This window comes from Halohasta sp. A2 (assembly GCF_056175805.1).
Genome location: NZ_JAQFWV010000275.1, coordinates 1 through 257 on the forward strand (window position 1 = coordinate 1; position 257 = coordinate 257).

At 53.3% G+C, this 257-nt stretch carries 1 pseudogene; it reads right to left on the bottom strand.

Features of this window, described 5'->3' with window-relative positions:
• Positions 1-74: pseudogene (locus tag O2S87_RS19115) on the bottom strand (IS6 family transposase); the annotation flags it as partial.
• Positions 75-257: the final 183 nt, after the last annotated feature.

Genomic DNA, 257 nt, shown 5'->3' on the forward strand with positions numbered 1-257 from the left:
GCCGTCCGCTCTCGCTCCCAACATTCAAGATTTGCCGTGTCTAACGACTCTCTGAGCAGTTCTGGGGATAGCATCAACAACTCAAACCACGAACTGCTCGCTTCTCAAATTGGCTTAACTAGACAGTACCAGTAACTGTTAAGTTTCATCTCACCGTACAGATTACTAGTGCTGTGCTGGCACAAGTCCCGCACAGTACGGGCCGCAGTAGCCCGGCCATAATGGTGGGTTCGCCGACCCCGAAGGGCGTTCGGTAG